The 22,408-nt window shown below is 54.3% G+C and carries 26 protein-coding genes and 1 riboswitch; of the genes, 3 read left to right on the top strand and 23 right to left on the bottom strand.

From position 1 onward, the window contains the following. Positions 1–6 precede the first annotated feature (6 nt). Positions 7–690 carry an ABC transporter ATP-binding protein gene (locus tag HV345_RS09550; protein ID WP_181636550.1) on the top strand — a complete coding sequence of 228 codons (684 nt, stop codon included), beginning with the start codon at positions 7–9 and terminating at the stop codon, positions 688–690. Positions 691–713: 23 nt separating this feature from the next. On the opposite strand, the gene ldtA is transcribed toward HV345_RS09550, so the two are convergent. The 23 genes from ldtA to pduF form a co-directional block, all read right to left on the bottom strand. After that, the gene (gene ldtA, locus HV345_RS09545; RefSeq protein WP_053390209.1) at positions 714–1,643 is read right to left on the bottom strand and encodes a L,D-transpeptidase; all 930 of its coding nucleotides are present in this window, start codon (positions 1,641–1,643) and stop codon (positions 714–716) included. A gap of 125 nt (positions 1,644–1,768) precedes the next feature. After that, a complete protein-coding gene (gene cobT / locus HV345_RS09540) occupies positions 1,769–2,833 on the bottom strand; it encodes a nicotinate-nucleotide--dimethylbenzimidazole phosphoribosyltransferase (protein WP_181636549.1) in 1,065 nt (354 codons plus the stop codon). Positions 2,834–2,857: 24 nt separating this feature from the next. Then, positions 2,858–3,601, bottom strand: coding sequence for an adenosylcobinamide-GDP ribazoletransferase (gene cobS, locus HV345_RS09535; RefSeq protein WP_047415506.1), 744 nt, complete (start codon positions 3,599–3,601; stop codon positions 2,858–2,860). Further along, entirely contained in the window at positions 3,598–4,143 is a 546-nt protein-coding gene (gene cobU / locus HV345_RS09530; RefSeq protein ID WP_016156859.1) for a bifunctional adenosylcobinamide kinase/adenosylcobinamide-phosphate guanylyltransferase, read from the bottom strand. The genes cobS and cobU overlap by 4 nt, the downstream gene beginning before the upstream one ends. Continuing rightward, on the bottom strand, positions 4,140–5,660 hold the full coding sequence (locus HV345_RS09525; RefSeq protein WP_047357945.1) for a cobyric acid synthase: 1,521 nt from the start codon (positions 5,658–5,660) through the stop codon (positions 4,140–4,142). Before HV345_RS09525 ends, cobU begins: the two co-directional genes overlap by 4 nt. Further along, the gene (locus HV345_RS09520; protein WP_046275697.1) at positions 5,657–6,472 is read right to left on the bottom strand and encodes an energy-coupling factor ABC transporter ATP-binding protein; all 816 of its coding nucleotides are present in this window, start codon (positions 6,470–6,472) and stop codon (positions 5,657–5,659) included. Before HV345_RS09520 ends, HV345_RS09525 begins: the two co-directional genes overlap by 4 nt. A gap of 8 nt (positions 6,473–6,480) precedes the next feature. After that, on the bottom strand, positions 6,481–7,158 hold the full coding sequence (locus HV345_RS09515) for an energy-coupling factor ABC transporter transmembrane protein (protein WP_016156861.1): 678 nt from the start codon (positions 7,156–7,158) through the stop codon (positions 6,481–6,483). Next, positions 7,145–7,426, bottom strand: a complete 282-nt coding sequence (locus HV345_RS09510) for an energy-coupling factor ABC transporter substrate-binding protein (protein ID WP_006683999.1) — start codon at positions 7,424–7,426, stop codon at positions 7,145–7,147. The genes HV345_RS09515 and HV345_RS09510 overlap by 14 nt, the downstream gene beginning before the upstream one ends. 2 nt (positions 7,427–7,428) lie before the next feature. Next, a complete protein-coding gene (gene cbiM / locus HV345_RS09505; RefSeq protein WP_016153516.1) occupies positions 7,429–8,166 on the bottom strand; it encodes a cobalt ECF transporter S component CbiM in 738 nt (245 codons plus the stop codon). Further along, a complete protein-coding gene (locus HV345_RS09500; protein WP_016156863.1) occupies positions 8,163–8,876 on the bottom strand; it encodes a cobalt-factor II C(20)-methyltransferase in 714 nt (237 codons plus the stop codon). Before HV345_RS09500 ends, cbiM begins: the two co-directional genes overlap by 4 nt. Then, entirely contained in the window at positions 8,873–9,667 is a 795-nt protein-coding gene (locus HV345_RS09495) for a sirohydrochlorin cobaltochelatase (protein ID WP_019077091.1), read from the bottom strand. The genes HV345_RS09500 and HV345_RS09495 overlap by 4 nt, the downstream gene beginning before the upstream one ends. 10 nt (positions 9,668–9,677) lie before the next feature. Further along, positions 9,678–10,463, bottom strand: a complete 786-nt coding sequence (locus HV345_RS09490) for a cobalt-precorrin-6A reductase (RefSeq protein ID WP_181636548.1) — start codon at positions 10,461–10,463, stop codon at positions 9,678–9,680. Then, positions 10,460–11,185, bottom strand: coding sequence for a precorrin-3B C(17)-methyltransferase (locus HV345_RS09485; RefSeq protein ID WP_003030278.1), 726 nt, complete (start codon positions 11,183–11,185; stop codon positions 10,460–10,462). Before HV345_RS09485 ends, HV345_RS09490 begins: the two co-directional genes overlap by 4 nt. After that, positions 11,185–12,240, bottom strand: coding sequence for a cobalt-precorrin 5A hydrolase (gene cbiG / locus HV345_RS09480; protein WP_103766454.1), 1,056 nt, complete (start codon positions 12,238–12,240; stop codon positions 11,185–11,187). The genes HV345_RS09485 and cbiG overlap by 1 nt, the downstream gene beginning before the upstream one ends. Further along, the gene (locus tag HV345_RS09475; RefSeq protein WP_003030275.1) at positions 12,221–12,994 is read right to left on the bottom strand and encodes a cobalt-precorrin-4 methyltransferase; all 774 of its coding nucleotides are present in this window, start codon (positions 12,992–12,994) and stop codon (positions 12,221–12,223) included. The genes cbiG and HV345_RS09475 overlap by 20 nt, the downstream gene beginning before the upstream one ends. Beyond that, the gene (locus HV345_RS09470) at positions 12,987–13,556 is read right to left on the bottom strand and encodes a decarboxylating cobalt-precorrin-6B (C(15))-methyltransferase (RefSeq protein ID WP_016153521.1); all 570 of its coding nucleotides are present in this window, start codon (positions 13,554–13,556) and stop codon (positions 12,987–12,989) included. Before HV345_RS09470 ends, HV345_RS09475 begins: the two co-directional genes overlap by 8 nt. Further along, a complete protein-coding gene (locus HV345_RS09465; RefSeq protein WP_019077093.1) occupies positions 13,546–14,151 on the bottom strand; it encodes a cobalt-precorrin-7 (C(5))-methyltransferase in 606 nt (201 codons plus the stop codon). The genes HV345_RS09470 and HV345_RS09465 overlap by 11 nt, the downstream gene beginning before the upstream one ends. Then, positions 14,145–15,281: a cobalt-precorrin-5B (C(1))-methyltransferase CbiD gene (cbiD, locus tag HV345_RS09460; protein WP_181636547.1), complete on the bottom strand. Its 1,137-nt coding sequence runs from the start codon at positions 15,279–15,281 to the stop codon at positions 14,145–14,147. The genes HV345_RS09465 and cbiD overlap by 7 nt, the downstream gene beginning before the upstream one ends. Then, on the bottom strand, positions 15,278–15,910 hold the full coding sequence (locus HV345_RS09455) for a cobalt-precorrin-8 methylmutase (protein WP_008785140.1): 633 nt from the start codon (positions 15,908–15,910) through the stop codon (positions 15,278–15,280). Before HV345_RS09455 ends, cbiD begins: the two co-directional genes overlap by 4 nt. Positions 15,911–15,920: 10 nt before the next feature. Next, complete coding sequence (gene cbiB, locus HV345_RS09450; protein ID WP_181636546.1) at positions 15,921–16,880, bottom strand: adenosylcobinamide-phosphate synthase CbiB; 960 nt, start codon at positions 16,878–16,880, stop codon at positions 15,921–15,923. Further along, positions 16,877–18,256, bottom strand: a complete 1,380-nt coding sequence (locus tag HV345_RS09445; protein WP_016156869.1) for a cobyrinate a,c-diamide synthase — start codon at positions 18,254–18,256, stop codon at positions 16,877–16,879. The genes cbiB and HV345_RS09445 overlap by 4 nt, the downstream gene beginning before the upstream one ends. Positions 18,257–18,343: 87 nt before the next feature. Next, positions 18,344–18,519: riboswitch (cobalamin riboswitch) on the bottom strand. A gap of 332 nt (positions 18,520–18,851) precedes the next feature. Then, positions 18,852–19,763, bottom strand: a complete 912-nt coding sequence (gene pocR, locus HV345_RS09440; RefSeq protein ID WP_016153526.1) for a regulatory protein PocR — start codon at positions 19,761–19,763, stop codon at positions 18,852–18,854. A gap of 201 nt (positions 19,764–19,964) precedes the next feature. Further along, positions 19,965–20,774: a propanediol diffusion facilitator PduF gene (pduF, locus tag HV345_RS09435; RefSeq protein ID WP_016153527.1), complete on the bottom strand. Its 810-nt coding sequence runs from the start codon at positions 20,772–20,774 to the stop codon at positions 19,965–19,967. Between the two features lie 525 nt (positions 20,775–21,299). Here pduF and pduA point away from each other — a divergent pair. Next, complete coding sequence (gene pduA / locus HV345_RS09430; RefSeq protein ID WP_003030255.1) at positions 21,300–21,581, top strand: propanediol utilization microcompartment protein PduA; 282 nt, start codon at positions 21,300–21,302, stop codon at positions 21,579–21,581. Continuing rightward, a complete protein-coding gene (pduB, locus tag HV345_RS09425) occupies positions 21,581–22,393 on the top strand; it encodes a propanediol utilization microcompartment protein PduB (RefSeq protein ID WP_016153528.1) in 813 nt (270 codons plus the stop codon). Before pduA ends, pduB begins: the two co-directional genes overlap by 1 nt. The last annotated feature ends 15 nt before the right edge of the window (positions 22,394–22,408 follow it).

Below are 22,408 nucleotides of genomic sequence, written 5' to 3'. Positions count from 1 at the left end.
GTAACAATGTCAGAAATTGCATTACGACTCCAGGATGTGCATGTTGCCTACGGCAACAGTCAGCAATCGGTGCTGAGCGGGTTTTCAATGTCGGTACGTAAAGGAGAGATCGCCTGTCTACTGGGCGCTTCAGGTTGCGGAAAAACCACCGTGTTACGCGCAGTTGCCGGATTTGAACGGCTGCGAAGCGGAGAGATCTATGTGTCGCAGCGCCGCGTTGCCGGTTCCGGTGTTCATCTGCCGCCGGAAAAACGGCATGTCGGCATGGTCTTTCAGGAATATGCGTTATTCCCTCACCTGACCGCGCAACAAAACGTGGCCTTTGGGTTACGACGTATGCCGCGTGAGCAGCAGCAGGTCCGGGTGGCGGAGCTGTTAAAAATGGTTGAGTTGCACAGTCATGCCGGCCGTTATCCGCATGAACTGTCCGGCGGTCAACAGCAGCGTATCGCTCTTGCGCGCGCGCTGGCGCCGCATCCGGAAATCCTGCTGCTCGATGAGCCTTTCTCCAGCCTTGATAAGCGCACGCGTGAGCGTCTTGGCAACGAGGTGCGGGATATTTTGCGTGCCGCCGGGCAAACGGCACTGCTGGTTACACACAGCGAACACGAGGCGCAGCTAATGGCAGACCATATTGGCGTGGTAAAAATGGGGCAGTATCAAATTAAAAAAGCGGCCCACCCATGCTAAAGGTCACAGGGTCGCCTTGAAAATTAGTAATGGGTCTGAATCAGACTGATATTCACCGGCATGCCGGAGCGTCTTTCCAGTGCCTGATTTCCGCGACTCACATCCACGTCATTCCCGCTGATGAAGGTGCGCAGCGCGGGGGTGACTGGCAAGGGAACTTTTCTGTCAGACTCGTATTCCGACCGGTTTCGTGACAGTGGTTCATGCACTTCCACCCAGCGACTACCGTCAGGCTCTACGCTGTATTTCACCGGTCGGTCTATCAGTTGCACACGCGTCCCTACCGGTACGGTATCAAACAGATATTTAATGTCGTCATTACGTAAACGGATACACCCCTGACTTACCCGCAGACCAATACCGAAATTCGCATTTGTGCCATGAATGGCATAAAGCCTGCCGATATAAATCGCATACAGTCCCATCGGGTTATCTGGCCCGGCAGGAACAAACGCCGGCAGGCTTTCCCCACGTGCTGCGTATTCGCGCCGGGTATTCGGCGTAGGCGTCCAGCTTGGTGCTTCCTGCTTACGTTCTACCGCCGTCACCCAGTTACGCGGCGTTTCTCTACCCGCCTGGCCAATGCCAATGGGTAAAACCTCAACCGTATTGCTGCCAGCGGGATAATAGTAAAGGCGCATTTCTGCGACGTTGATTACGATCCCCTCGCGTACAGTATCCGGTAATATCAGTTGCTGTGGCACAACCAGCGTAGAGCCAGACTTAGGCAGAAAAACATCCACGCCGGGATTGGCCTCCAGCATATTGCTCAACCCCTGTCCGTACTGCGCGGCAAAAGCTTCCAACGGCTGAGTGTTTCCTGAAGGTACCGTAATGGTCAAAGGGCTCCCCACCAGGCGACTGCCTTCAGGCGGGAGCGGATAACTCACCGCCTGCGCGCTCTGACTCACGAGCAGCATAATGAGTGAACAAAGCAGTTTTACACGACGCATCTTTTTCCTTTCCTTCGCCGCAGCAGATATCCGTTAATTATAGCTTTTATTATCTGTTTTAGTGGGTTACGACTAAAATCCGCATAAAAAAAACCGCCATAAGGCGGGATCAGGAACTCACGTAACTATGCTTCCTTACCATCCGGAAGCACAATGTTGCTGGCGGCAAGCTGCCCCATGTTGTTGTACATTGCACAGGCGGCTTCAACAATCGGCATCGCCAGCGCGGCCCCGCTGCCTTCGCCCAAACGCATCCCCATATTGAGATACGGCTCCAGTTCAAGATGCGCCAGCGCGGTGCGAGCCCCCTTCTCGGCGGAGAAATGTGACGGGATCAGGTAAGGTTTAATCTGCGGCGCAATCTGGCAGGCCGCCAGCGCGGCGGAATAAGAGAGAAAACCGTCCAGCACGACCGGCAGGCCGCAGGAGGCAGCCCCCAACATCACCCCCGCCATGCCGACCAGATCAAACCCGCCTACCTTAGCCAGCACATCGATACCGTCATTACGATCCGGTTGATTGACGGCAATTGATCGCCGCACAACATCGACTTTATTTCCTACTCTTGAAAGCGGCAGGTTAGCGCCGATACCCACCACATCCTCGGCATCGCTGCCGGTCAGCACGCTGACGATTGCCGCCGCTGGTGTCGTATTTGCCATACCAAGTTCACCGACGCCAAACAGCGTTACGCCATCTTTGGCCAGCTCATGGGTATAGCGGATAACCTCCAGCAGCAGCTCCTCGGCCTGCGAACGACTCATCGCCGGGCCTTGTGCAATATTGCCGCAGCCGCGCGCCACGCGCATATTCACCACGCCAGGGATAAGCTCAGCATCGATGCCGACATCAATCACATGTACCTTTGCCCCCGCCTGAGCGGCAAGCACACAAACGCCTGTCGTCCCACGCGTCATATTAGCAGCCTGAATAGCCGTGACGATTTTAGGCGAAACAGCAACCCCTTCATCCCATACACCGTGATCGGCGCACATCACCAGCATCGCTTTGCCATTCACATGCGGTACGCCCTTCAGACCCGGCATTCCGGCCAGTTGCACGGCGAGCGACTCGAGTCGACCAAGACTTCCTGGCGGTTTAAGCAAGCCATCGACATGCTGCTGTGCACGCAGCATCGCAGCACTATCAGGTGAAGGGATTGCGTGGAGTAAAGAGGTTAAAGTCTGCATAAGGGTTCCAGTATGTTGGCTGACTCAGAGCAGAGCCAGCAGGAAAATCAACTCGCCAAGTTCAATGGCCGCGCCCAGCGTATCGCCGGTCTGCCCACCCAACGTGCGTTTTAATAACTGCCCAAGAATAAAAATCGCCACTATCGTGATAACCAGCGCCGCCACGCCGCGCATGCCAGGAAGAAGCACGGCAGCCAGGATCGCCGCGAATCCCAACGTGACGCAGGTTTGACGCCCGGTGACTTTACCGATAAAGACGTTGCCCAGCCCTTCTTCGCGGGCGTAGCGATGTCGATACATCAGCAAAACAGCGGTACCCCGCCCGGCGACACAAGCGGCTGCAAGCGCCGCCAGCATCGGCGTGCCCCGCAAAGCCAGTTCGCTCACCACCAGCACTTTTGCCAGCAACACGAAAATTAACGCCAGTCCACCGTGGGTCCCCAGGCGGCTGTCACGCATGATTTCCAGCATCCGCTCGCGTCGACGCGCCGAAAAAATACCGTCACAGGTATCCGCCAGACCGTCGAGATGAAATCCCCCGGTCAATAACGCCAGCGTGAGGACTGCAAACAGGGCCGCCAACGGCACCCCACACCAGGGCTGCAGCGCCATAAAGACCAGCCCCGTCAGCCCTCCCAGCACCACGCCAATTAGCGGGAACATCACAATGCCACGCGAATAGTGCTCGAAATCCAGTCCTTGCGACCAGCGAGCAGGAACGGGCAAGCGACTAATAAAAGAGAGCATTGCCCAGAACAACTTACTCATTTAATTTTGACTCCAATTCCTGATACCACCAGCCAGACCTCATCAGCCGCCGCCGCCAGTCGCTGGTTCACGCGTCCTGCAATATCGCGAAAATGCCGTGCCAGACGGTTCTCCGGAACAATCCCCATTCCGACTTCGTTAGTGACCAGCACAACCTTCGCCGGACAACGCTGACAGGCCGCAATCAGCGAACGAATTTCATCCTCAATAGATTGCTCCATCGCCGCGTAATCCCAGCTATCCGGGTCGCTGTCACCGCCCAGCGCAAACAGCAGGTTAGTCACCATCGTGGTGATACACTCCAGCAGAATGGCTTCTTGTGGATCGTTTGCTGCCGTAATCAGTTCATCGAGATGTTGCCAGCGTTCGGCTGTCCGCCAGTGCGCAGGACGTCCGTCACGATGATGCTGAATTCGCGCAGCCATCTCCTCATCAAAAATCTGCGAAGTCGCGATATACAAAACGTTTGGAGAATCTGCGATCAGCGCTTCCGCATGCCGACTCTTGCCGCTTCGCGCGCCGCCAGTCACCAGAATCATCATACTGGCTCCCGGTGTTGCTGCATGATGGTATAAATTTTCTCAATATCGATGTGTTGCCGCATCGCATCCGCCAGCAGATCAAACTGCTGCGATTTATATTGCGCGTAATGGAAGGTGGAATCCAGCGGCGCTAACCCTTTACGTTCTCGCAAGCCATTAACCAGCGCACGGGTAAATTCATCGCTGTCGAACAGACCGTGAAGATAGGTGCCGAACGCCAGGCCATCGGCAGTGACCGCGCCATCAGCCACGTTACCGCCGTCTTTACGCAGCGTCATCACCGACCGGCATTCCTCGGTTAATGCCGTTTCGCCCATATGAATTTCATAACCGCGAACGGATAATCCCGCGGTACCCGCCAGCCAGTCCGGCAGCGAGGAGGACATTTGTCCCTCAACCAGGGTCGTGGTTTTGTGCTGGGCAAAATGCGTTACGGTATTGAGCAAGCCCAGACCCGGCAACGTACCGAGTCCTGACTCAACTTCATCAATGATGGTTTCGCCGAGCATTTGATAGCCACCGCAAATCCCCACTACGGGTACGTTATTACGATGTAATTGCACCACGCCATGCGCCATCCCGCTTTCACGCAGCCACACCAGATCGCCCAGGGTGTTTTTGCTGCCGGGCAGAATCACCAGATCGGCCCCCGCCAACTCTTCAGGCTGGCGAACATAGCGCACGCGCACATCCGGCTGTGCGGCAAGCGCATTGAAATCAGTAAAGTTAGAAATGTGTGGTATCTGAACAACGGCGATATCGATGTCGCGTTTGTCTGTGCGCAAATATTTGCCCTTTTGCAGCGCAACGCCATCTTCATCTTCCAGATCAACGTCCAGCCATGGCATGACGCCCAGGACCGGAACGCCGGTCAGCGCTTCAATTTGCTCAATCCCGGAATACAGCAACGCCACATCACCGCGAAACTTATTGATGATCACCCCTTTTACCCTGGCGCGTTCATGGTCGTGCAGTAGCGCCAGCGTGCCGTAAATGGAGGCAAACACCCCGCCGCGGTCGATATCCGCCACCAGAACGACAGGGCACTGTGCCATTTCTGCCATCCCCATATTGACGATATCGCGATCGCGCAGGTTAATCTCAGCCGGGCTTCCCGCCCCTTCCAGTACCAGCACATCGAACTCCTGCGCCAGACTGTTATAAACAGACAGGATTTGATCCCGTAGTTTCGGTTTGTACTCGTGGTAGCTCACCGCATCCATATCGGTTGCCACTTTGCCCATCAGCACAACCTGCGCTTTACGATCGCTGGTCGGCTTAAGCAGCACCGGATTCATACGCACATCTGGCGTAATACCGGCGGCCTCAGCCTGAAAAATTTGCGCGCGCCCCATCTCTTTGCCCTCTGGCGTAATGCCAGAGTTCAGCGCCATGTTCTGCGATTTGAACGGTGCGGTACGCAGTCCATCCTGATAAAAAATTCGACACAGACCGGCGACCAACACGCTTTTACCTACATCAGATGCCGTTCCCTGCAACATTATTGCCTGCGTCATGACGCCTCCTTCAGTGCGTTCTCTCGCATACAGCTAAAAAATTCAGCCTCTGTTTTACACAGCGGGAAGCCCAGCTCGGTATGCAGCTTCACCAGCCAGGGCTGAGTTAATCCCGCTTGTTCAATAAGATCCGTCCGGGCAAACACATCACCCGGCGAGCCGTGTGTTAGCACTTCACCCCGGCGTAAAACGTACACTGCATCGCTGACTTCATAGATAAGATCGATATCATGGCTGGAGATAACCACGTGGTTTCCTTGCGCTACGATGCGTTTGATTATCTCAATCATCTGCGTGCGACCTGATGGGTCAAGGCCCGCAGTAGGCTCATCCAGTAGCAAATACTGCGCCTGCAACACCAACGCCCCGGCAATCGCCACACGTTTTTTTTGCCCGTGGCTTAAACACTGAATAGGCTGATGGCGAAAATGCTGGGCATCGACCAGCGTGAGCGCATCATCCACCCGGCGGGAGATTTCAGCTTCATCCACCCCAAGGTTGCGCAGGCTGAAGGCAATATCGCTGTCGATATCGGTATAAAAAATTTGCTGATCGGGATCCTGAAATACGGTTGCCACCTGCTGACGCAGCGCCAGCAGGCCGCGCTTGCTGTAATCCAGCGGTTTGCCTTGCCACATCACCGCGCCTTCCTGCGGGCGCAGTAAACCACTCAGGTTCATAAACAGCGTGGATTTCCCGCAGCCATTAGCACCTACCAGCCCGGTGACGGCATGCGTTGAAAAGTCCAGCGTTAGCCCTTTGAGGATCGGGTCATCCTGATAGCGAAACCAAAGCGCTGAAGTGGCAAGCATACTTTTCCTTACAGGTGAAAATCACCCTGATACAGTTTGATATCCAGTGTGGTGGTCATTTGCTGGTAGCGGATCAACACGCGGGTAAACAGCAATCCCACCAGCATCGCCAGCGAGCGATAGCCCAACGGCAAGCTACGATAACCAAAACGTAGCGTTTGTGCGCGATGAATAGCCAGCGCCTCGTCTAACAGGATAAAAATAAAGCGCCAGGTTAGCAGGATCTGCTCAGTGAGCAGGCGAGGAACGTGCGCGCGTTTGAGTAAGATAATCAATTGCGGAAACGGCAGATTCAGTACCAGCCAGAACGTTGCCGCCAGCGCAGCCAGGCTGCGCCAGAAGGTTTCATTGGCGGTGACAAGCCCTGGCGCGCTAACGCCTAACCAATAGCTTCCAACGGGGATGCTGGCCAGCAGCGTCTGCGGATCGCGGCTAAAACTAAACAGAATGGTCACGACGCCGACCGTCAGAAAACCAAACGGTAATGCCATCCAGCGACACCAGCGCCAGAAGGAAATGCGCAGCAGCCAGCAGCTCAGCGCGGCAATCAGTAACAGCTCAATACCCTGCCCCAACGGGGGCAGAGTAAACGCCAGAATCATCATCATCAGCCAGAGCAGAAATTTCCGCACGGGTGAGACATGAAACCAGCGGCTTTGATAGCTAAGCCTGTCAAGCCCGGTCATCACGACGTTGCCTGCCCTTGGTGTAACCCAGAATGTAGAAAATCACGGCTGCGCCCAGCGATCCCTGGAGCGTAAACAGCAGGCTTTCAATCTCACCGCTTGCCGGTTCATACAAGGGCTGGAACCACGGCTCATAATGTGGGGCAATTGCCTGAATCTGACTCTCCGCCTCACCGTCTGAGCCACCGTACTCTCCACCATGGTTGATAAAGAACGGCAGGATCACCAGCGCCACTACCATCCCTAACAAAATCAGCGTCTTTTTCATCGTTAATGTCCTTGAGCGGTAATCAACTGCCGTTTGGTTAACTGGTCATAAATCATTACGGTGAGCAGACCTTCCGCTATCGCAATTGGGATCTGCGTCAGGCAGAAAATCCCCATGAACTTGATGATTGACCCCGTAGCACCGGCGGATGGGTCCGGGAACGCCACGCCCAGTTGCACCGAGGTCACGAAATAGGTGACGAGATCCGCCAGCATCGCGCACAGGAAGACGCAAACATCACGACGCAATCCCGCACGGCAGGCCATTTTCCACACCATGTAACCCACCACCGGGCCAATCACCGCCATCGACATGCCGTTAGCGCCAAGCGTTGTCAAACCACCGTGCGCCAGCAACAGCGCCTGGAACAGCAGGACGATTGCCCCAAGGATTGCCACCACGCCCGGTCCAAACAGGATAACCGCCAGGCCTACCCCGGTAGGGTGCGAACAACTTCCGGTAACAGAAGGAATTTTCAGCGCCGACAGCACAAAAATAAACGCGCCGCACAGAGCCAGTAATACTTTTTGGTGACTATCTTCCTGCACGATTTGGCGCAGCCGCACCAGCCCGTACCACAGGCACGGTAAAAACAGCAGCCACCAGGCCAGCGCCCACATCGGCGGCAAGAAACCTTCCATTATGTGCATGGCGAACGCTTGTTCAGGAACAACCATCAGTAATAGCGCCGCAGCCAACCCGCTGAAAGACAGCTGTTTTAGCTGTTGTTCAAGCTTCATTGTGCATACTCCCACTGTTTATTGACCAGAATGGTCGAGAAATAAGGCAGCGGCTGATCGTCGCTCACCTCATCGAGATGACGCCAGCACTGTTCACCCGGCAGCGTGGCTTCAGACATCATCAATGCACAGCCCAACAAACCCTCTTGTTGCAGCAGCGCTTTGATGCGCGCAAAACGACCGTATACCTTCATCAGCACCAGACTGTCATGCTGCTTTAACGCCTGCTGGATTTCCGCTTCCGGCGCGGTACAGGAGACCACGGCCAGTGACTGTTGCTCCATGGCGAGCGGCGTTTTTGAGCGCGCTGCAATCGCAGCAAAAGAGGTCACGCCCGGGACGATTTCTAACCAGTCAGGACAGCCAATACGCTGGAGTAAAAAAACCCAGGTGCTGAACAGCATGGCGTCGCCGAGAGTAATAAAGCCCACCTGCTTACCCGCTTCGACTTCCTGAACCAGCGCGGCCGCAACGTCATCCCATACCGCCTCTTTTTCAGCGCTGTCAGCACTCATAGGAAAATGGCAGCAACGAACTTCGGTCTGCTCACCGATATATTCACGTACGATCGACAGCGCCAGACTGTCGCCACCTTTACGCCCGGCGGGCGCATAGAGAATATCCAGCGTACCCAGCGTGCGTGCGGCCCGCACGGTGATAAGATCGGAAGCGCCTGGCCCGGTGCTTAATGCGTACAGTTTTCCGCTCATGCTGCTTCCTCCAGCGCCACATTAAGCGCCTGTTGTAAATGCGCCACGAACATAGCGCGAACCGCCGGATTCTCACCCAGACCACTGAGCCACGGCGTAGCCGGTATCCCGGCCGCATTGAACAATGTTTTCCAGGAATCCTCTTCGTCAGAGGCCATATCATTGATGGCATGATCGCCAGCAACTAACATCAGCGGCATCAGATGCACCGCCGTCACCCCTTCCTGAGACAAACTTTCAATCAGCACATCGACTTCCGGGTAGCTTTCCACCGCCCCAACCCGCGCCGGGTAGCGCTGTGCCGTCATCATATGGTCGAGGCAGGCATAGGCGGCAAAGGCATGATGGCTGGCACCGTGTCCCATAAACACCACTTTTTCATTTTCGCCAAGCACCGGCATTTGCTGTTGCAGCGCCAGCATCAGCTGGGCGTAATCGTCATGGCTGCTCAGCAGCGGAACACCCAGCGTCAGGCGAGAAAAAAGCGGGCGCATGCTTTGCACTTCGCGGACAATTTTTTCGTATTCATCACCGTTGATAATGTGCAACGACTGAATAGCCACGTCCTGATACCCCTGCTCCGCCAGCTTTTGCAGCGCCTGCAGCGGCGTGTCGATCTCAATGCCGTCGCGCTGCTTGAGCTTGCGGATAATCATCCCGGAGGTAAACGCCCGAAACAGGTCGCGGTCAGGGCAACTGGCTGCGAGATCGCTCTCGCAAGCCACAATATTTTTCTCACAGGTGTCGTGATAGCTGGTGCCAAAGCTGACCACCAGAAGCGCCTTTTTCATCTCTAACTCCTTAAGCAGCGGCCAGCCAGCGCGTTAAACGCGCCCCAAAGGCGGCCTGACTTTCCAGTAACTCTTCTCCCGTCACCAACGGTGCCGGACGTGTAATCACGATGCAGGGGATACCAGCATCCAGACAGGGTTGAACTTTTTCCTGATAACCACCTTCCGCACCGGATGCCTTAGTGATCACCACATCAGCCTGACACTGGCGATAAAACGCAGCGTTGAACTCGGCGCTAAACGGCCCGCACAATGCAAAAATCTCACCGACGCCAAATCCCAGGTCCGCGCATTGCTGAATAACCTCGGGTACAGGCAGGACGCGCGCCAGCAGCGTTTTTTCAGGCAACCCTTCGCGCCAGATAGCCAGATCTTTACTGCCGGTCGTCAGCAGCACGCGGTCACCGAAACGGCGCGCAACCTCGCAGGCTTGCTGAATACTCTGTACGGTATAAAGCTGCGGGTGGGTTAAACCGCTCAACTGCTCAGGGCGTTGATAGCGGCTCAGCAGTACCCCCGCCGCTTCGCAGGCGTTCATGATGTTGCGGCTCACCCCCTCGGCATACGGATGCGAGGCGTCTATCACCCAGCGCGTCCGATTCTCCTGTAGCCAGGCAATCATTTGTTCGCGCTCCAGACGCCCGCAGCGCACCTGACCTTTGATATCTCCCGCCAGTTGCTTCCCCGTTGGGGTCGCAACTGACAGGGTGTAGGCCACATTGGCTGCGTCCAGTTGCTGGCACAGCATGCGCGCATCGCTGGTACCGCCCATGACCAACACATCACCGTAATTCACAGCACATAACCTCGTGGCGTGATCATCAGGCCGTCCTGAACATAGGTTGTTTTGTTGCCAACGATCACAAGGCTGGTCATATCAACCGGTTCAAAGTCCATTTCACCCAGGGTGGTCAACCATTTTTCCTGTTTTTTACGTCCGGCTGACTTCACAATACCCACCGGCGTTTGCGCGCTCTTGCTGGCAGAAAGCAGCTCAAATGCGCGCGCCAGATGTCCTTCGCGACCCCGACTGCGCGGGTTGTAGAAACAGATTACAAAGTCTGCTTCGCCGGCAGCCACTATGCGTTTTTCGATAACTGGCCACGGTGTTAACAGATCGCTCAAGCTGATGTGGCAGAAGTCGTGCATCAACGGCGCACCCAGCAAAGAGGCGGCGGCAATGCTTGCCGTCATTCCTGGGATCAGCCTGACCTCAACGTCCAGCTTTTGCTTGCTGACCAGCTCAAGCACCAGCCCGGCCATACCGTAAATCCCTGCATCACCGCTGCTGATCAGCGCCACGTTGTGACCCGCCTGCGCCAGTTCGATCGCCGCTTGGCAGCGTTCAATCTCTTTGCACATCCCGGTTTTGATCACCTGCTTGTCGCCAGTGAACGCTTTTACCAGGTGGGTGTAGGTTTTATAGCCAACGATGATTTCCGCTGCCTGCAATGCTTCAACGGCTTCCATGGTCATCATTGCCTGCGAGCCAGGGCCAATTCCAATTACGCTTAACATCAGTGTGAAACTCCCAAAGTGATAGTGACGCCCTGTTCTCGCAGGGTCTCGCCTAACAGTTTTCCGTGGCTCAGCAGCCAGGCTGCAGGACCGGAAACGCTTCCTGTACCCACCGTTTTGCGAACAAACGATGAGGCCGGGAAGCGGTGTTCATGCTCACGCAGCGCGTCAGCAGTAAAGGTTTCGAAAGGAACGCGACAGCACGATGCCAGTTGGATAAGTCCCTGTTCATCTTTTTTCAGCGTGATACTGCCAATCGCTTTAAGCGCCAGCGGATCGAGCTGCTGGGCCTCGAGTTGCCTGGCAAGCAGCGCGGCCAGCAACGGGAACGGCGTGTCACGACGACAACCAATTCCGGCCACAACACGCTGCGGCACCAGCTTCCAGTGCGGAACAGGCAGATCGGGTAAGTTGGTGCGTAAGGTGATACACACCAGCGCATCCAGTTCAGGAAGCTGATTGAGATCGGTTACCGTGATAAATCCGCGCCGGTCGCAATGACTGACATCCTGCGTCAGTTCATCATCCCACCACAGCCCCACCCGCCTATTACTGACCAGCATCTGATTAACGATCTTCACCGCCGAACGGAAATCACTCATCCGGGCATTCAGTTGAAATGCCAGCGTATCCAGTGCCGCCATATCGTTGACATCCGTCGCCGTGGTGATCACCGGATCGGCGCCCAACATGCCCGCCAGATACCGCGCCAGCGCATTGGCACCGCCCGCGTGACCGGAGAGCAGGCTAATGACATGCTGGGCGCGTTCATCAATGACCACCACCGCCGGATCGCAAAATTTGTCGTTGACCAGCGGGGCCAGCACGCGCACCGCAATGCCGGTCGCACCGATAAAAATCAGCGCCGAGTAATTCGCAAACGCTTCGCGGGCGGTATTCGCAAAGCCGTTTTCGAAAGGAATGAATCCCTCCTCCAGCAGCTTTTCACTGGTAAAACAGGTGACCGGCAGCATGGCCGCCAGACGTTTTGCCAGCGTAACGCCTCCCGGGGTCAGGCAAAAAAGCGCAATTGACTCAGGCTTTACGGTATTCATGGCTAAAGTCCGCCGCATAGAGTTTGGAGTAGTGATACTCCGAGCCCAGGAAATTACCGACCAGAATAAGGGCCGTTTTACGGATGCCCGCATCACGAACCTTGTCGCCAATATCCGCCAGGGTACCGCGCACGGTCTGGCTTTCCGGCCAGGTTGCCTTGTAGATCACCGCCACGGGCGTGGTCGCCGGATAACCGCCTTCAATCAAACGCTCGGCCACACGATGAATACGCTGAACGGACAGATAAATCGCCATAGATGTCTGGTGACTGGCAAATGACTCCAGCTGTTCGCGCTCCGGCACCGGCGTGCGTCCTTCCAGGCGGGTAATGATCAGGCTCTGTGAGACCTCAGGCACGGTATACTCAACGCCCAACTCCGCCGCCGCACCAAGGAATGCGCTGACACCGGGCACCACCTGCCAGTCAATCCCGCGTTTGGTCAGTTCCTCGCCCTGCTCGCGCACGGAACCGTACAGCGAAACATCGCCGGTTTGCAGACGCACCACGGTCTTACCCGCTTTCACTCCGGCTTCCATCAGATCAAGGATCTGCTCCAGATGCAGTTCAGCGCTGTCGTGGCATTCAGCACCAGCAGGACAATATTCCAGCAGTTCGGTGTTAATCAGCGATCCGGCGTAGATAACAACCTGCGCCTGCTGTAGCAACCGGTAACCTTTGAGGGTAATCAGCTCGCGATCGCCAGGACCTGCGCCAACAAACCACACGCTACGGGGATCAAAAATCTCAGACATGGTTTCCTTCCTTCTGACAGGCGATAACAAATACGGGGTTATTCGGTTTGAAATAGTGACCACTGCCAAGCGTGGTAAGCGAGGAAACCTGTAGCTGCAGGCAATCCACTCCCGGTACGCCAAGATGGTCCAGATGTGCCAGCGCGGTGTTGAGGTTTTCCTGGAGGATGAATGTCATCACCAGCCGCCCTGCGGGATGCAATTGACGCATTGACCAGTCAATCAGTTCAGTCAAATGGCCGCCGCTGCCGCCCATGAAAATAGCATCAGCTTTTTCAGCGATGGTCATCGGCGCAACACCGGGAAAAATGTCGATGTTTGCACAGGCAAAATGCTGGCGGTTTTCATCCAATAACCTGAGCGCCGCCGGGTTACGCTCGATTGCCGTCACGCGCAATCCAGGGTATTGCAGCGCGGCTTCTATCGACACGCTGCCGGTTCCCGCGCCAATATCAATCAGGTGACTGGCGCGGTGTAATTCAAGTTTTGAGAGGGCAAGTGCACGTACCGCTTCTTTGGTCATCGGCACTTTCTCTCCACGTAAAAACAGCTCATCTTTCATCAAGGATCACCACTGCATTCATGTCATAGTCGGCGTTAACTTCGTTCACAGGCAGGAAATGGATCCGTTCGTTTTCCATTGCCAGGTTTTCGCCAATCACCATCCAGCGATGTCCCTTGCCTCGTGCAATGAGCTGCTGCGCAATTTCACGCGGGCCGCACTGCGCATCTGTCACCATCGCCACCTTGTTATGTCGCGCCAGTTCATCGAAACAGACGCTGCGACCATGGCTACTGGTCAGCCACATATCGTTCATATCAATACCGGACTGCGCACACAGGTACTGCACCGCGCTAATACCGGGAATAATGCGCACATTTTCAATACCGAAATGCGCCACCATGCGCGTCCCGATGCCGTAAAACAGCGGATCGCCAGATGCCAGCACCACAACGCGTTGTTCCTGGTGCGCGCAAATCCAGTTCAAAAGTTCGAGAATATTGGCGCCGAGAACAAACTGTTCACCGGTAAAATCCGGGAATTGCTGCAAATGTCGCTTTCCACCGACCAGAACATCAGCCGTTGCGACCGCTTCACGCGCAGCAGGCGTCATCAAATGCAAACCGGCTGGCCCCATCCCTACAACGGTTAACATTGCATCTCCTCAGCAATCTCTGCGACCGGGCGATTACTTCCAAGCACCTGATTATCAAAAGAGAACATGATGGCGTCACAGGTCGGGGGATTTTTGGTAAAGCGCAACGTTTGCAGGACGCGCATACAGATGCGCTTAGCCAGATGGTTGTAAATGTGCTGAAAACCGTATGCTTCTATGTGTTCCATCGCCGCCTCGGTGGTATCGCAGTCGCTGACCAGCGTGAGCAGTTCCAGCGGCGCACCCAGTAACGCGAGGTGGGCCACCAGCGTTTCCATGCGAGCATCGGCAATATGGCTGTGGGTATGAAAGATCCCCGCCGCAATTTTGACGAGCTTACCAGGGTGTCCCACCAGCACAATTTGTCGGAACCCCAGACGTACGGCTTCTTCAATCATGTAGCCGACAAAATTGCTCATAGTGACCACAACCTGGGTGTCGATCCCCATCTGCTCACGCACAAAACGTTCGCCGTGGTTTCCTGGTACCAGTACGACACGCTCCAGCCCCGCCGCTCGCTTAATTTCCAGCTCCAGCGACAGTGAACGTTTCCAGCTTTCTTCTGACATCGGCGTGACGATCCCAGTCGTACCAATGATCGAAATGCCGCCCAGAATGCCAAGGCGGGAGTTGTAGGTTTTTTGTGCCCGCTCTTCGCCTTCCGGCGCGAAAATTTCAATTTGCGCCCCACGATTCGGACCAATCGCCTCACGAACCGCAGACTCAATGGTCTGGCGAGGTGTGCGATTAATCGCCGAACTGCCCACCGGCAGGCCGATCCCTTTGCGGGTTACCGTGCCGACGCCTTCCCCGCCCTGAAGGGTTATCTCTTTGCTATCGTTTAACGTCACGCGGGCAAAAATCAGCATGCCGTGGGTGGCATCCACATCATCGCCACCGTCTTTGCGGATGGCGGCTATCGCCTGCTGTCCTTCGATATGCGGCGAATCTACGTTCAGACACAGCGTCACACCTGATGGCGTCACGATAGAAACCTGATGGATCAGGTGTTGGCGCAATACCATCAGCGCCGCCACTTTTGCCGCCGCCGTCGCGCACGATCCCGTGGTATATCCTTTACGCAGCGCTTTACCGTTGTGCCACACCGGCGTATCGAAGGACTCGCTCATCGCGCCCCCTGCATGTGATAAAGCATGGCGTTGACGATCGCGGCGGCGACGTTACTTCCCCCTTTACGACCTAACGCAGCAATGGCGGGTAGATTGCTTTGGGTCAGTGCATCTTTCGACTCTTCTGCACCGACGAACCCAACCGGTACGCCAACGACACCACTGACGGCCACATCATGCTCAAGCAGGCGGAACAGCGCTGTCGGCGCGTTGCCAAAAACAAACAGCTTTTCACCCTCTTCCTTCACCGCAATGTCAACGGCCGCCATTGACCGGGTAATGCCCTGCTCTTTTGCCGTCCGCACGACCCGCGGGTCGCTGATGTAGCAGCGGCATTCGCCACCGAATTTTGCCAGCAGCGTTTTATTAATCCCGGAAAGGGCCATAGTGGTATCGGTATAAATCACGCTCGAACGGCTAAGCGCCGCACAGAACTGCTCCAGCACATCACTGGAAAACCACAGAATGTCCAGCCAGTCGAAATCCGCTGTCGTGTGAATGACCCGCTTGATAATGGCTTCATGTAACGGGCTGGCAAACTGATAGTCCGGGCGGGTTTCACGGATGATCTCGCCAATAATGTCGAAACTTTTGGCCTCAATCGCCTGGGGTTGCTGGATATATTGCATTGTGTTGTCCTCAGGCTACACCGACCAGCAGCCACCGCAGCACAATAAACAGCGCCAGTGCCAGCATCGATGCCACCCACATCAATCGAATCGTATGGGAAATGTCGTCTACCGAAATGTCGCGTTGTGCATCACCGATCCACGGTTTCTCAACGCGCTCGCCAAAGTAGTCATTAGGACCACCCAGACGAATTCCTAATGCCCCGGCAACGGACGCTTCTGACCACGCGCAGTTTGGGCTGCTGTGGTTGTAGCGATCGCGCCAGCCAATCTGCAAAGCACGCGCGCCGTCCTGGCGACATAAAAATGCCGCTGCGCCCAGCAGCAGCCAACTTAGTCTCGCGGGAATATAATTTGCGATATCGTCCAGACGAGCGCTGACCATACCGATAGCGCGGTATTTTTCATGTTTGTAGCCCACCATGGAGTCAAGGGTGTTTACCGCTTTGTAGGCCATCGCCAGAGGCGCACCGCCGAGGAGCAAGAAGAACAGCGGCGCGATGATGCCATCAACGGTGTTCTCAGCCACGGTTTCCACTACACCGCGATTGATCTGCTGTGGCTGTAATTGCGAGGTATCACGTCCTACAATCCATGACAGCTTTTCCCGACTTGCAGCAAGGTTACCGGCACGTAGCGGACGCTCGACATCCTGCGCGGCATTTGCCAGGCAGCGCCCGGCCAGCACGGTAAAGATCATCCAGACCTCAACCACCCAACCAAGCCAGGGATGAATAGAGTGCGCCAGCGCCAGTACTCCCCAGGACACAGCCCAGGTCAGCCCCACTACCACAATCCACATCACCGCGCCACCGATGCGTAGCGCACGGTCGCTATGGCAGTAACGCCGAACAACTCGCTGCACCGCAGAAATCAGATTGCCAATCCAGCGCACCGGATGCGGCCAGTTCTGCGGATCGCCGATGATAAAATCAAGCAGCCAGGCAACACACCACGCGAGGATGGTCATAGTGCGCTCCTCGCGGCTGCCAGCCAGTGGTTAAGCATCTGCGGACGTTGAGCAAAATGAACGTGTAGATAGCTGGCAAAGGTATTTCCCACCTGCCAACCGCCGGACCAGGCTTGCAGCGTTTTGCCATCGCGCACTTTGCGACAGTTCATCACCGCGGGGGTTTCAGGGGTAAAATCGGAGTAGTGGAATTCATGTCCGCGCAGCACTTCACCTTCTGCAGCTAACAACGTTTGCTGCGCGGCCTGCGCTTCGCAGTAGCCAAATCGGGTCAGACGTTTTCCCATTTTGCTGTGACCGGGAATGATATCCGCCATCAGCCAGGTATCACCCTGGCTGTCTTCCAGCGAACTGCCGAGATACATCAGCCCCCCGCACTCGGCATAAATCGCGACACCCTGCTGGTGCGCCGCCCGCAGTTGGTTAAGCATTGCAATATTACGGGCCAACGCCGCAGCATGTAACTCAGGATAGCCACCCCCCAGCCAGATCATCTGACAGTCGGGTAAACAGGTGTCGTGCAACGGGCTAAAACGGACAATCTTAAGCCCCGTGCGCTCCAGTAGCGTAATGTTGTCCGGGTAGTAGAAGTTGAACGCTTCGTCATCGGCGATAGCAAGCGTTAGCCCTGCCCCGGCGTCTGCGGCGGGCAGCGCTGGCCATTCACCAGCAGGAAGCGTGTCTAACTGGCTTAATCTCAGCAGCGCGTCGATATCAAGGGTTTGCTCCAGCGTCGCGGCAAACGCCTGCCACGGCTGCTGGTTGATAACCGACTCACGCGCGGTAACTAACCCCAGATGACGCTCAGGAAGCGCAACGCCTTCCATACGGGGAACGTAGCCTAATACGGGTACAGCGCAGTAACGCTCAATCGCCACTTTCAGGAGCTGGTAATGCGTTTCGCTGTTAACCCGGTTAACAATAACGCCGGCAATATTCAGGGTTGGATCAAAATGCTGAAACCCCATTACCGTCGCGGCGATCGAAGTGGAAACGGCTTTGCCATCAACCAGTAGGATAACCGGACAGCCTAACTGTTTGGCCATCGCGGCGGTGCTGCAGTAGTTTGGGTCGGTGCCGTATCCGTCATACAACCCCATAACGCCTTCAATAACGGCGATATCCGCATGTTGCATGTGCTCGCGAAATAAAGCATTCAGGGTGGGGACGGGAAGCATGAAGCTATCAAGATTGCGGGAAGCAGTGCCGCATACCGCGGTATGCCAGCCGGTATCAAGGTAATCGGGGCCTACTTTGCAGGGCTGGACGCGTAAACCGCGTTTTTTCAACAAGCTCAACAAGCCCAGCGTCACCGTGGTTTTACCACAGCCGCTTCCGGTACCTGCAAGAACAAAAGCGTGAAAATTGGCCGCCATACCCTGATCCTGTTCAGGGTGGTAGGGGTGTAAAGATACCCAGTCTCTCGACTGTATGCATCTGAACCACCCACTTCCCACCGAAGTTGTTGGTAGTCACTGACAGGCAGGTCTTCTGGCTTAGCGTCATCCTCACCCGTCCTTCCCAATCTTGCGATCAGTGGTCAATACGGGGTCGTCAGCATCACAGCAGCGGGGGCTGCGGGGGATTCTCACCCCCTTCCCTACCACAAATGTGGCAAACCTGTCAGTTCAAGAGCCTGATTAATTAAGCTCTCTGTTATGAGGTAAATTCACGACCTCATGACAATAATTCAATTTAATATCTTGCCGGGTTCATTCAACCAATTACCTGGCATAAACCCACTTATTCATATGCTCGCATTCTGAATGAAAGTGCCAACAAAGAATAAAGAAAGTCATTCACAGAGACACTGTATCTCATCACAAAAATAAAAACTGGTGCAGTTTATCCCTCTAATACTAATATTTTGTTGCGCTATGACAATTTATTGACTGCTGTCGCTACTTTTCATTTTATAATGACTGGCATAGCGCCCTATATCAAAAATCGGCAATAGCAAAATATTGCCATTTAAGCGGATTCGCCACGTGAAATGACATTTATTTGTTGGCGAAATGCCTGCGGCGTGACCTGATACGTTTGACGAAAAACTTTGCAAAAATAACTGGTTTGCGAAAATCCTAAATTACGCGCAATGCTGGCTATGCTCCAGTCACTGTGGCAAAGCAGCTCTTTTGCACTGGCCATTCGCTGCTGGTTTACCCATGCGTTAAAACCGATACCATGATATTTTTTGAACAATTTGCTGAAATAGTAAGGGCTAAGGTAAACATGAGAGGCGACATCCTCCAGACGCAATTCGTCTGATAAATGCGCATCAATATAGCGCAGTGCTTTTTTCATTTTGCTGTCATGAGGATTGGTGCTGCGGTTAGCGCGTACCGGCTCTGACTGCTGCGGGTTATCTTTGATAACCACAAAATTTAGTTGTTTCTTAAGGCAATTTTCTACGATGAGCTTCAGCAGATCCGCTGAGGCGATGACTCGCGAATAGTCCATTTCCGGTACATTACGAAACTCGTTGACCAGTTCGGGATCGGCTTGCCAGCGGTCATCTACATTCAGAATATCAACCAAACCAACATCGTTACTTAAGCGTACCTGGCCACAAAGCACAAACCCTACGAGGTGCCCCGCAATGACCAGCGGAATTGAGAAATCGGTAAGTCCGGCGTGACAGCGATAGATGCAGGGTTGATCGGATTTAGAGGCTTCCAGCCCTCCACAGCGATCGCTCATACGACAACGGGTACTGTGCTGAGGATGCTGGCGCATCAACTGGCAAAAAGGGGTGAAATTAAAAAGCTCAGAAATTTCATCACCGTGAATATTGACAACCACAACGGCCAGACTGGTGGCCTGCGCAAAATCCTGTGCGATTTTATTAATGAGTTCTGAGTTCAGGGCACTCGCAGAAATCATGATAAAACCTCTCAGTTAATTTATTGTTATAAATAAAACATATTATTCACATTCATTTTCACCCTGCCATCCTGAGCATTGATGAAAGTCGTAATTGAACATAACAAAAGTCTCCCATTCTTGGGAGACTTTTTGGGCAGTTCAGGATACCGGATCACGAAAACAGTTTTTACTTTTCAAAAATAAACTTCTTCTGTGAAGCTAGCTCTCATTTTCGTCCAGCTTACACGTATTACACGGTAAATTTTTGCCAATCAAATAACGATAAATTGCTGCACCCGCGCACGCGCCGATGATAGGGGCCACAATCGGTACAATGAAATAAGGGATATCACGCCCGCCGGTCATCGCAACATCTCCCCATCCGGCCATCCAGGCAAACAATTTAGGACCAAAATCACGCGCCGGATTCATCGCAAATCCGGTGAGCGGACCGGTGGATGCGCCGATAACAGCAACCAGAATACCAATCAGCAATGGTGCCAACGGACCTTTAGGAACGCCGTTACCGTCGTCAGTCAGCGCCATGATCATCCCCATAAGAATGGAGGTAATCACCACTTCAACCAACGCTGCCTGCCAGACGCTGAGCGCCGCCGCAGGATAAGTACTAAAAATACTGGCAAGGTGCAGGCTTTCCAGACTGCCGCGCACCATCTGGTGGGCCGACTCATACTCGGTAAACAGACTGCCGTAGAGCAAATAAGCCAGCAAAGCGCCACCAAAGGCCCCCGCGACCTGCGCCACAGTGTAAGGTAAAACTTTGCGCCCCGGAAAACAGGCAAACAGCCACAGTGCGATGGTGATAGCAGGGTTGAGATGCGCGCCAGAGATCCCGGCTGTCAGGTAGACTGCAAGCGAGATCCCCAGACCCCAAATGATGCAGATTTCCCACAATCCCAGGCTGGCACCTGCGACTTTCAGAGCGCTCAGGCAGCCAATACCAAAAAACAAAAATAGCCCGGTACCCAAAAACTCAGCAATGCATTGCGCTTTTAGTGAATCGTTCATTGTGACACCTTCTAAGCAGAGTTCGTGTCTTTACCAGCGGACTCCTTACTGGCAAGTAGAATACTTCGAGGCTTACTATAAAAGGCCGTATCAGCAAATTGTTGGCATTCTGCGGATAGCTTGCCCTTTAAAATCGTGGCGCAATAGCAAATTCTTGCTACGCACTTTATTAAAACATTAGAGACAATCGGGATTTCGCGTATTACACGGACATTTTCAAAACAATAAAATATTGCTATTAGCAGAAATCCGTTTTCAAACCACCATCACAATTTCATTTTTTTCGCATAGCAAATGATATTTATAATGTCACCAGAAAAAGTGTAAATGTGGAACTGACATAACTAAATAATCATATCAATAAGATTTAATATATCCATTAAAAACAACAAGTTAAAATAATTAATAGCAATTTTATATCACCTTACCTCTATTATTTTTTCACTCTCAATTTCAAGTCAGCCATTCTTTTTCCTCGCTTCTTTTTATAGTCATGAACATCGGGACAACCCAGGCGAGGTCTTTATGCAACAAGAAGCGTTAGGAATGGTAGAAACCAAAGGCTTGACTGCAGCCATAGAGGCCGCAGATGCAATGGTGAAGTCAGCCAATGTAATGCTGGTCGGCTACGAAAAAATTGGTTCGGGGCTGGTAACAGTCATTGTCCGCGGCGATGTTGGCGCAGTCAAAGCAGCAACAGATGCAGGTGCCGCCGCAGCACGTAATGTGGGAGAAGTGAAAGCCGTACACGTCATCCCACGCCCTCACACCGATGTAGAAAAAATCTTACCGAAGGGAATTAGCTAATGAGCAGCAATGAGCTGGTTGATCAGATCATGGCGCAGGTGATTGCTCGCGTGGCAACGCCGGAACAGCAGGCTATCCCTGAAAATAATCCTCCAACACGAGAAACGGCTATGGCAGAGAAAAGCTGCAGTTTAACGGAGTTTGTCGGTACTGCGATTGGCGACACCGTCGGTCTGGTAATCGCCAACGTGGACAGCGCCCTACTGGACGCAATGAAACTTGAAAAACGGTATCGCTCCATTGGCATCCTTGGCGCGCGTACTGGTGCAGGCCCGCACATCATGGCCGCAGATGAAGCGGTAAAAGCCACCAATACTGAAGTCGTCAGTATTGAGTTGCCACGTGATACCAAAGGCGGCGCGGGTCACGGTTCGCTGATTATTCTCGGCGGCAACGATGTTTCCGACGTGAAACGCGGAATTGAGGTTGCGCTGAAAGAACTGGATCGCACCTTTGGCGATGTTTATGCCAACGAAGCCGGTCACATCGAGATGCAATACACCGCACGCGCCAGCTACGCGCTGGAAAAAGCCTTTGGTGCACCGATTGGCCGTGCCTGTGGCGTGATCGTCGGCGCCCCGGCATCCGTTGGTGTCCTGATGGCTGATACTGCGCTGAAATCCGCCAACGTGGAAGTTGTGGCCTACAGCTCCCCTGCCCATGGCACCAGCTTCAGTAACGAAGCCATTCTGGTCATTTCAGGCGATTCCGGCGCTGTGCGTCAGGCCGTTATCTCCGCCCGCGAAATCGGTAAAACCGTACTCGGGACCCTCGGCTCAGAACCGAAAAACGATCGTCCGTCCTACATCTGATATCAGTGAGGCTGA

The sequence above is a fragment of the Citrobacter sp. RHBSTW-00986 genome (assembly GCF_013783065.1).
In the GTDB taxonomy this organism is placed as follows: Bacteria; Pseudomonadota; Gammaproteobacteria; order Enterobacterales; family Enterobacteriaceae; genus Citrobacter; species Citrobacter braakii.
Note: the sequence above shows the minus strand (reverse complement) of the source record. Positions and strands in the feature narration are given on the sequence as shown.

What these genes read in the sequence shown, in the direction of transcription:
- HV345_RS09475 (WP_003030275.1), bottom strand. Translation starts at nt 12,994, where the DNA reads ATGTCTGAGATTTTTGATCCCCGTAGCGTGTGGTTTGTTGGCGCAGGT.
- HV345_RS09515 (WP_016156861.1), bottom strand. Translation starts at nt 7,158, where the DNA reads ATGACCGGGCTTGACAGGCTTAGCTATCAAAGCCGCTGGTTTCATGTC.
- cobT (WP_181636549.1), bottom strand. Translation starts at nt 2,833, where the DNA reads ATGCAGACTTTAACCTCTTTACTCCACGCAATCCCTTCACCTGATAGT.
- pocR (WP_016153526.1), bottom strand. Translation starts at nt 19,763, where the DNA reads ATGATTTCTGCGAGTGCCCTGAACTCAGAACTCATTAATAAAATCGCA.
- cbiB (WP_181636546.1), bottom strand. Translation starts at nt 16,880, where the DNA reads ATGACCATCCTCGCGTGGTGTGTTGCCTGGCTGCTTGATTTTATCATC.
- pduA (WP_003030255.1), top strand. Translation starts at nt 21,300, where the DNA reads ATGCAACAAGAAGCGTTAGGAATGGTAGAAACCAAAGGCTTGACTGCA.
- HV345_RS09470 (WP_016153521.1), bottom strand. Translation starts at nt 13,556, where the DNA reads ATGAAAGATGAGCTGTTTTTACGTGGAGAGAAAGTGCCGATGACCAAA.
- HV345_RS09495 (WP_019077091.1), bottom strand. Translation starts at nt 9,667, where the DNA reads ATGAAAAAGGCGCTTCTGGTGGTCAGCTTTGGCACCAGCTATCACGAC.
- cbiM (WP_016153516.1), bottom strand. Translation starts at nt 8,166, where the DNA reads ATGAAGCTTGAACAACAGCTAAAACAGCTGTCTTTCAGCGGGTTGGCT.
- HV345_RS09485 (WP_003030278.1), bottom strand. Translation starts at nt 11,185, where the DNA reads ATGTTAAGCGTAATTGGAATTGGCCCTGGCTCGCAGGCAATGATGACC.
- HV345_RS09465 (WP_019077093.1), bottom strand. Translation starts at nt 14,151, where the DNA reads ATGTTAACCGTTGTAGGGATGGGGCCAGCCGGTTTGCATTTGATGACG.
- HV345_RS09520 (WP_046275697.1), bottom strand. Translation starts at nt 6,472, where the DNA reads ATGCTTGCCACTTCAGCGCTTTGGTTTCGCTATCAGGATGACCCGATC.
- cobU (WP_016156859.1), bottom strand. Translation starts at nt 4,143, where the DNA reads ATGATGATTCTGGTGACTGGCGGCGCGCGAAGCGGCAAGAGTCGGCAT.
- HV345_RS09510 (WP_006683999.1), bottom strand. Translation starts at nt 7,426, where the DNA reads ATGAAAAAGACGCTGATTTTGTTAGGGATGGTAGTGGCGCTGGTGATC.
- HV345_RS09455 (WP_008785140.1), bottom strand. Translation starts at nt 15,910, where the DNA reads ATGCAATATATCCAGCAACCCCAGGCGATTGAGGCCAAAAGTTTCGAC.
- pduF (WP_016153527.1), bottom strand. Translation starts at nt 20,774, where the DNA reads ATGAACGATTCACTAAAAGCGCAATGCATTGCTGAGTTTTTGGGTACC.
- HV345_RS09550 (WP_181636550.1), top strand. Translation starts at nt 7, where the DNA reads ATGTCAGAAATTGCATTACGACTCCAGGATGTGCATGTTGCCTACGGC.
- pduB (WP_016153528.1), top strand. Translation starts at nt 21,581, where the DNA reads ATGAGCAGCAATGAGCTGGTTGATCAGATCATGGCGCAGGTGATTGCT.
- ldtA (WP_053390209.1), bottom strand. Translation starts at nt 1,643, where the DNA reads ATGCGTCGTGTAAAACTGCTTTGTTCACTCATTATGCTGCTCGTGAGT.
- HV345_RS09500 (WP_016156863.1), bottom strand. Translation starts at nt 8,876, where the DNA reads ATGAGCGGAAAACTGTACGCATTAAGCACCGGGCCAGGCGCTTCCGAT.
- cobS (WP_047415506.1), bottom strand. Translation starts at nt 3,601, where the DNA reads ATGAGTAAGTTGTTCTGGGCAATGCTCTCTTTTATTAGTCGCTTGCCC.
- HV345_RS09525 (WP_047357945.1), bottom strand. Translation starts at nt 5,660, where the DNA reads ATGACGCAGGCAATAATGTTGCAGGGAACGGCATCTGATGTAGGTAAA.
- cbiG (WP_103766454.1), bottom strand. Translation starts at nt 12,240, where the DNA reads ATGAATACCGTAAAGCCTGAGTCAATTGCGCTTTTTTGCCTGACCCCG.
- cbiD (WP_181636547.1), bottom strand. Translation starts at nt 15,281, where the DNA reads ATGAGCGAGTCCTTCGATACGCCGGTGTGGCACAACGGTAAAGCGCTG.
- HV345_RS09445 (WP_016156869.1), bottom strand. Translation starts at nt 18,256, where the DNA reads ATGGCGGCCAATTTTCACGCTTTTGTTCTTGCAGGTACCGGAAGCGGC.